Origin of the sequence: Flavobacterium fructosi (assembly GCF_042787335.1) — a bacterium.
Taxonomy (GTDB): Bacteria; Bacteroidota; Bacteroidia; order Flavobacteriales; family Flavobacteriaceae; genus Flavobacterium; species Flavobacterium fructosi.
Map to the genome: position 1 here is coordinate 24,688 of NZ_JBHZQA010000015.1, position 6,801 is coordinate 31,488.

General features: G+C 36.0%; 6 protein-coding genes. 5 read left to right on the forward strand and 1 reads right to left on the reverse strand.

The genetic code is table 11. From position 1 onward, the window contains the following. Positions 1-29 precede the first annotated feature (29 nt). On the reverse strand, positions 30-3,092 hold the full coding sequence (locus tag ACFX5D_RS15450) for a leucine--tRNA ligase (RefSeq protein WP_379859100.1): 3,063 nt from the start codon (positions 3,090-3,092) through the stop codon (positions 30-32). Positions 3,093-3,472: 380 nt separating this feature from the next. On the opposite strand from ACFX5D_RS15450, the gene ACFX5D_RS15455 reads away from it, so the two are divergent. The 5 genes from ACFX5D_RS15455 (at position 3,473) to ACFX5D_RS15475 (ending at position 6,686) form a co-directional block, all read left to right on the forward strand. Continuing rightward, positions 3,473-4,348 carry a cell division protein FtsX gene (locus tag ACFX5D_RS15455; protein ID WP_379859101.1) on the forward strand — a complete coding sequence of 292 codons (876 nt, stop codon included), beginning with the start codon at positions 3,473-3,475 and terminating at the stop codon, positions 4,346-4,348. Between the two features lie 62 nt (positions 4,349-4,410). Beyond that, on the forward strand, positions 4,411-4,653 hold the full coding sequence (locus ACFX5D_RS15460) for a DUF3098 domain-containing protein (protein ID WP_379859102.1): 243 nt from the start codon (positions 4,411-4,413) through the stop codon (positions 4,651-4,653). Beyond that, positions 4,654-5,454 carry an undecaprenyl-diphosphate phosphatase gene (locus ACFX5D_RS15465; RefSeq protein WP_379859103.1) on the forward strand — a complete coding sequence of 267 codons (801 nt, stop codon included), beginning with the start codon at positions 4,654-4,656 and terminating at the stop codon, positions 5,452-5,454. Beyond that, on the forward strand, positions 5,454-6,152 hold the full coding sequence (truB, locus tag ACFX5D_RS15470) for a tRNA pseudouridine(55) synthase TruB (protein ID WP_379859104.1): 699 nt from the start codon (positions 5,454-5,456) through the stop codon (positions 6,150-6,152). Before ACFX5D_RS15465 ends, truB begins: the two co-directional genes overlap by 1 nt. A 258-nt stretch (positions 6,153-6,410) precedes the next feature. Then, on the forward strand, positions 6,411-6,686 hold the full coding sequence (locus tag ACFX5D_RS15475) for a hypothetical protein (protein WP_379859105.1): 276 nt from the start codon (positions 6,411-6,413) through the stop codon (positions 6,684-6,686). Positions 6,687-6,801 lie beyond the last annotated feature (115 nt).

Genomic DNA, 6,801 nt, shown 5'->3' on the forward strand with positions numbered 1-6,801 from the left:
GCGTCTCTACAACATTACGTTGTTAAAATTTACCCTACCAAGTTAATGATTTTCCCCGGAACAATAATCACCTTGTTTGGCGTTTTACCTTCCAGTTGTTTGATGGTTCTTTCGTCTTTCATCACGATCTCCTCGATTTGTTCCTTGGTTAAATCCAAAGGCAAAACCATCGTGAAACGCATTTTACCGTTGAAAGAAACCGGATATTCCTTTTCGCTCTCAACTAAATATTTAGCTTCAAAAACAGGAAAATCAACCGTCGCAATCGAACCTGTATTTCCTAACAACGACCATAATTCTTCGGCAATGTGCGGCGCATACGGCGAAATCACAATTGCTAATGGTTCCAAAATGGCACGAGAATGACAATTTTGGGTGGACAATTCATTCACACAAATCATAAACTGTGAAACCGATGTATTAAAAGAGAAACTCTCAATGTCTTCCGCCACTTTTTTGATAGTTTTGTGCAATGATTTTAAGTTGTCTTTGGTTGGTTTATCATTGGTAACAATCAAACCATTATCATCAAAATACAAACGACATAGTTTTTTCAAGAATCCAAATACGCCCGAAATTCCTGCTGTATTCCATGGTTTTGCTTGTTCCAATGGTCCTAAGAACATTTCATACAAACGCAACGTATCGGCTCCGTATTCGTTACAAATATCATCTGGTGTTACGACATTGTATTTGGATTTCGACATTTTTTCGATTTCACGACCAACAATGTATTTACCGTTTTCTTCGCAAATGAATTCTGCATCTTTATAATCCGCATATAAAGAATGGCTTTTGAAAGCTTCAATATCTAATTCATTAGTACCGTCATTGATTACAGCTAAATCAGCATGAATACCACTAATAAAAGGAACTAAATTTTTTAAAAATTCATCCGATAATTGAGTCCTCTTTTTAACAATATTAATAACCTCATCATTCAATTTAATTGTTGACAGCAACCCATTTAAAACTTGATCATTTTTCTTTAATTTATCATACGAAATAAAAACAGTTGGAATCTTCTTTAATGTTTCTATTATCTCATTATTATCCTTAGATGCAATTCCATAAGTAAAAGAAATTCTATACACAAAAGCACTCATTCCTAAAATCATCCCCTGATTGATCAGTTTTTTAAATGGTTCTTCAGTAAGTGCAAAACCTTTATCTTTCAAGAATTTGTTCCAAAAACGAGAATACAATAAATGTCCGGTTGCGTGTTCGCTTCCGCCAATGTATAAATCTACGTTTTCCCAGTATGCCAATGCGTCTTTACTTGCAAATTCGTTTTCATTGTGTGCATCCATATAGCGCATCCAATACCATGAACTTCCCGCCCAACCTGGCATCGTGTTCAATTCGAGAGGAAATATAGTCACATTATCGACTAACTGCGTACTAACCACTGAACACTGAATACTGTCCCAAGCCCAAACCAAAGCGTTTCCTAAAGGCGGTTGCCCGTCCTCGGTGGGCAAATATTTCTCTACTTCCGGCAAGATGATTGGCAAATGTTTCGCGGCAATCATTTGCGGCAAGCCATTCACATAATATACCGGAAACGGCTCTCCCCAATACCGCTGGCGAGAGAAAACAGCATCACGCAAACGGTAATTAATTTTTCCTTTTCCTTGGTTTAGCTTTTCTAATTCTTCTATCGCTTTTTTAGTCGCTTCTTTGTACGTCAGTCCGTTTAGGAAATCAGAATTGGCGATAATCACAGTGTCTTTCGAACCGTATGCAACCTCAGAAATATCCACATTTGCGAAAATGTTTATGATTTCCTCCATTCCGTTTTGACCTTTGAAGAAATTCGCAAAAGCATAATCTCTTTCGTCTCCGCAAGGAACCGCCATAACTGCACCTGTTCCGTAACCTGCCAAAACATAATCCCCAATCCAAACCGGAATTGGTTCTTTCGTGAACGGATGTTCGGCATACGCTCCGGTGAAAACGCCCGAAATGGTTTTAACATCAGCCATACGTTCTCTTTCGGAACGTTTTGACGTTTTTTCTACATACGCTTTTACTGCTGCTTTTTGTTCCGGAGTGGTAATCTGAGAAACTAATTCGTGTTCTGGAGCCAATGTCATGAACGTAACGCCAAAAATTGTATCAGGACGCGTTGTGAATACGTCTATATATTGTTGCTCACTTTCGACCGTAGAATTTTGACTTTCGACTTTAAACGAAACTGTCGCTCCAACGGATTTCCCAATCCAGTTCCGTTGACTTTCTTTAATGCTTTCGTTCCAGTCAATATCGTTTAAGCCTTGCAACAAACGTTCCGCATAAGCCGAAATTCGCATGCTCCATTGCGTCATTTTTTTACGAACAACCGTAAAACCGCCACGCTCTGAAACACCATTTACGATTTCGTCATTCGCCAAAACAGTTCCCAATCCCGGACACCAGTTTACTTCAGTCTCGGCTAAATACGTCAATCTGTATTGCAATAAGATTCGCTCCTGTTGCTCTTTTGCGAAAGCGTTCCATTCATTTGCTGAAAAAGCTTCACTATTTTCATCGCAAACTGCATTGACATTTACATTTCCTTCTTTCTCAAAAATGGAAACCAAAGTCGAAATATCTTCGGCTTTGTCGCTGTTTTTATTGTACCAAGAATTAAATAATTGGATGAAAATCCATTGGGTATGCTTGTAATAATCCGAATTTGAGGTACGCACTTCTCGACTCCAGTCGAAAGAGAATCCAATTTTGTCCAATTGCTTTCTATAACCGGCAATTTTATTTCCTTCTTTATCCGTTCCTCCGTCAATATTTACCGAAGTAGTATCTTCCGGGCGTTGACCAGTTTGTATCGCATATTGCTCAGCTGGCAAACCAAAACTGTCATAACCCATAGGGTGCAACACATTAAAACCTTGATGTCTTTTGTATCTGGAATACACATCTGAGGCGATGTATCCCAGCGGATGCCCAACGTGCAAACCCGCTCCTGATGGATACGGAAACATGTCGAGTACGTAATATTTAGGTTTTGTTGCGTTATTTTCGGCTTTAAACGTTTGGTTTTCTAGCCAATATTTTTGCCATTTGGCCTCTATTTCGTTCGGATTGTATTTCATTCCTCTTTTTTATTGTTTTTTAATGGAGTCATGCTGTCGCGCACTCAAGTCATTCCTCTTTTTTATTGTTTTTTAATGGAGTCATGCTGTCGCGCACTCAAGTCATTCCTCTTTTTTATTGTTTTTTAATGGAGTGATGCTGTCGCGCACTCAAGTCATTATACTTTCTTAATTGTTCTTTTAATGGATTCATGCTATCGCGAACTCAAATTATTTTTACAGGATTCTAAGTAAATGAGTAACTAAGGTTCTAAATTTTATTGCGATGGATATTTTAGATGCCAAATTTACGTTTATTGTACGAAAGTTAAAACTTTGAGCGTTATTAACTTTAAATAAAGAAATTCTTTGTTATTTTTACCCAATAATTTTAGTAAACTATGAGTTCTTCCTTTGATAAATTTCAAAAACGCAGGTTAATTTCTTCTTATTTTTCAGTAGTGCTAAGTATATTCTTGGTTTTATTTCTATTGGGAATGTTAGGGTTTTTTATTATAAATTCTAAAAAACTAGCCGACGATTTCAAAGAAAAAATTGCCATGACGGTATTTTTCAAAAATGAAGCGAATGACAGCATTCTAAAAGCTTTTGACGGAAAATTAAAAACAGCTCTTTTTGCAAAATCATACGTTTACGTAACTAAAGAAGTTGCTGCAAAGCAACATACGGATATTATTGGTGAAGATTTCTTGGAATTTTTGGGTGAAAATCCATTGCAAAATTCTTTTGATATCCATTTAAAAGCGGATTACGTTGTTAAAGACAGTATCGCAAAAATTGAAAGCAGTTTACGCAAAAACGCTATGGTTTCGGATATTGTTTATGACAAACAGTTAGTGAATTTGGTCAATGACAATATTAAAAAAGTAAGTATGTGGATTCTAATCGTTAGTGTTTTTCTAACTTTTATTGCTGTTTTATTAATTAATAGTTCTTTGCGTTTATCAATCCATTCTCACCGATTTATTATCAAAACCATGCAAATGGTAGGGGCAACAAAGTCGTTTATCAGAAAACCATTTGTAATGCGAAGCTTAAAACTGGGTCTTATGGGCGCTGGTTTGGCTATCATTGCGTTGATCGGGGTTTTGATTTATGTTCAAACAAATTTTCCAAATCTTGGCATTCTTGATGACAAACTACTAATTGGATTGGTATTATTAGGCGTATTAGGAGTTGGTGTTTTAATTACTTGGCTGAGTACTTATTTTGCGACACAACGTTTCCTGAATTTAAGAACAGACGAACTTTACTAATTGAAGATTAAAAAAAGCATTATCATTCAGCATTTTTAGATGCTGAACTAAATTCAGCATAAATGAAAAACAACGAACAAAACCACGAATTCCTTTTTGAGAAAGTAAATTATACAATTCTATTAATTGGAATTGGAGTAATAGTGTTAGGATTTATACTCATGTCAGGTGGTGGAAGTGATGATCCAAAAGTATTTAGCGAAGCGATTTTTGATTTTAGAAGAATTCGATTGGCACCAACAACTGTTCTAATCGGCTTTGGAATTACTGTTTATGCCATTCTTAAGAATCCCAAAAAAGCATAAATGAATACATTACAAGCTATTATTCTTGCCATTATTGAAGGAATTACTGAATTTTTACCCGTTTCCTCAACAGGCCACATGATTATCGCATCTTCTTTTTTTGGAATTGCTCACGATGATTTTACGAAGCTTTTTACAATTGTCATTCAATTAGGAGCTATATTTTCAGTGGTGGTTTTATACTTTAAGCGATTTTTTCAATCATTCGATTTTTATTTCAAATTATTGGTGGCTTTTATTCCAGCAGTAGTTTTTGGATTGCTTTTCAGCAAAAAAATAGATGCTTTACTAGAAAGCCCTGTCACTGTGGCTATTTCTCTTTTGATAGGAGGAATCATTTTATTAAAAGTTGATGATTGGTTTGCAGTTCCAGAAGTTTCTTCTCCTATTAGCAAAGAAATTACTTATCTGCAAGCATTCAAAATTGGATTGTTTCAATGCCTAGCGATGATTCCGGGTGTTTCGCGAAGTGGAGCTTCTATTGTAGGCGGAATGTCTCAGAAATTATCTCGAACTACGGCAGCAGAATTCTCCTTTTTTCTCGCTGTTCCAACGATGTTTGGCGCAACAGCAAAAAAATGTTACGACTATTACAAAGACGGATACGTCTTGACTCATGACCAAATCAACTTTCTTATTATTGGTAATATTGTGGCATTTGTAGTGGCACTTTTAGCTATAAAATCATTCATTGGTTTTTTAAGTCGAAAAGGTTTTAAACTATTTGGTTACTACCGAATCATAGCCGGTATTATATTATTGATAACCCACTTTTTCATTCATCCACTGACTATTATTTAATGACAACTGAAGATTTTTTAGAAGGACAAATTATACTCATTGACAAACCGCTGAACTGGACTTCCTTTCAGGCGGTGAATAAAATGAAATGGGCTTTAATAACCAAACTGAATCTTCCAAAAAAATTTAAGATTGGTCATGCCGGTACTTTAGATCCTTTGGCTACCGGATTACTTTTAGTATGCACTGGAAAATTCACCAAAAGAATTACGGAACTTCAAGGTCAAGCCAAAGAATATACAGGAACTTTTCACATTGGAGCGACCACGCCTTCGTACGATTTGGAAACCGAAATCGATCAAACTTTCCCAACGGAACATATTGATGACGCTTTAATTCACGAAACCGTGAAACATTTTTTGGGCGAAATAGACCAAAAACCACCTATTTATTCTGCCATAAAAAAAGATGGCGTACGCTTGTACGAACATGCCAGAGCTGGAGAAACAATTGAAATTGCCACGAGAAAGACTACGATTCACGAATTTGAAATTACCAGAATTGCACTTCCTGAGATCGATTTCAGAGTGGTTTGCAGTAAAGGAACTTACATTCGTTCCTTGGCTTTTGATTTTGGTAAGGCTATGAATTCAGGTTCTCATTTAACCGTTTTACGCCGAACAAAAATCGGTGATTATGACGTAAAAAACGGTGTAGATGTTGTCGCTTTCGAAGGTAGTTTAGAATCCAATATTTAGTATTTTACGACTTTTAAGGTTCTTAACCGTTTTGTTATTTTTTACTTTCTCTGTTTTTTCTCAAAATTAAAAATTCACTTACACACAATTTGACGTTACCGTTTCCATAAAAGGAAATCTTGGCAAAGACGAAGAGAATCCTTATACCCTCGAGAAAGGAACTTGGTTTCTTCCAGATGGTACTGCGTCTAGGTATGGATATGGAATCCTTTACAAAAAATGGATTGGATTAGGAATCCATTCCGGAACTAACTGGGAATGGACAGACAAATTGGTTGTAGTTCCTGTTTTGCAAATTTTAGATTGAGTCCACTCATTGGTGACGACACCAGAATTACACTGCAACTTGGTATAGAGAAAGCACTAGCTTTGGGTCGAGGAAATTTAATGGGCGATTATAAAAAAATAAACGTGGGCATACAAAACGCTGATGATATAATCCTGTTTGTTGAATTAAACCATTATTCTTTCTCGATAAACAATCAAAGAGATTCTGGAAATATAAATGTGGGACTTTCTTTAATTACTTTTTAAGACACTATCCCGTAAAGTGTGTAAGTTAAAAATATAGGGGTTTGACTTTTTAATTAAAGTTGAACCCTTTTTTCAAAAATAGTTAAGAACTGATTTAGTATTAGCCCCCAGTTTT

Excerpts from the sequence above, each read along its gene's own strand:
- ACFX5D_RS15450 (WP_379859100.1), bottom strand. The coding sequence starts at position 3,092 with ATGAAATACAATCCGAACGAAATAGAGGCCAAATGGCAAAAATATTGG.
- ACFX5D_RS15455 (WP_379859101.1), top strand. The coding sequence starts at position 3,473 with ATGAGTTCTTCCTTTGATAAATTTCAAAAACGCAGGTTAATTTCTTCT.
- ACFX5D_RS15460 (WP_379859102.1), top strand. The coding sequence starts at position 4,411 with ATGAAAAACAACGAACAAAACCACGAATTCCTTTTTGAGAAAGTAAAT.
- ACFX5D_RS15465 (WP_379859103.1), top strand. The coding sequence starts at position 4,654 with ATGAATACATTACAAGCTATTATTCTTGCCATTATTGAAGGAATTACT.
- truB (WP_379859104.1), top strand. The coding sequence starts at position 5,454 with ATGACAACTGAAGATTTTTTAGAAGGACAAATTATACTCATTGACAAA.
- ACFX5D_RS15475 (WP_379859105.1), top strand. The coding sequence starts at position 6,411 with ATGGACAGACAAATTGGTTGTAGTTCCTGTTTTGCAAATTTTAGATTG.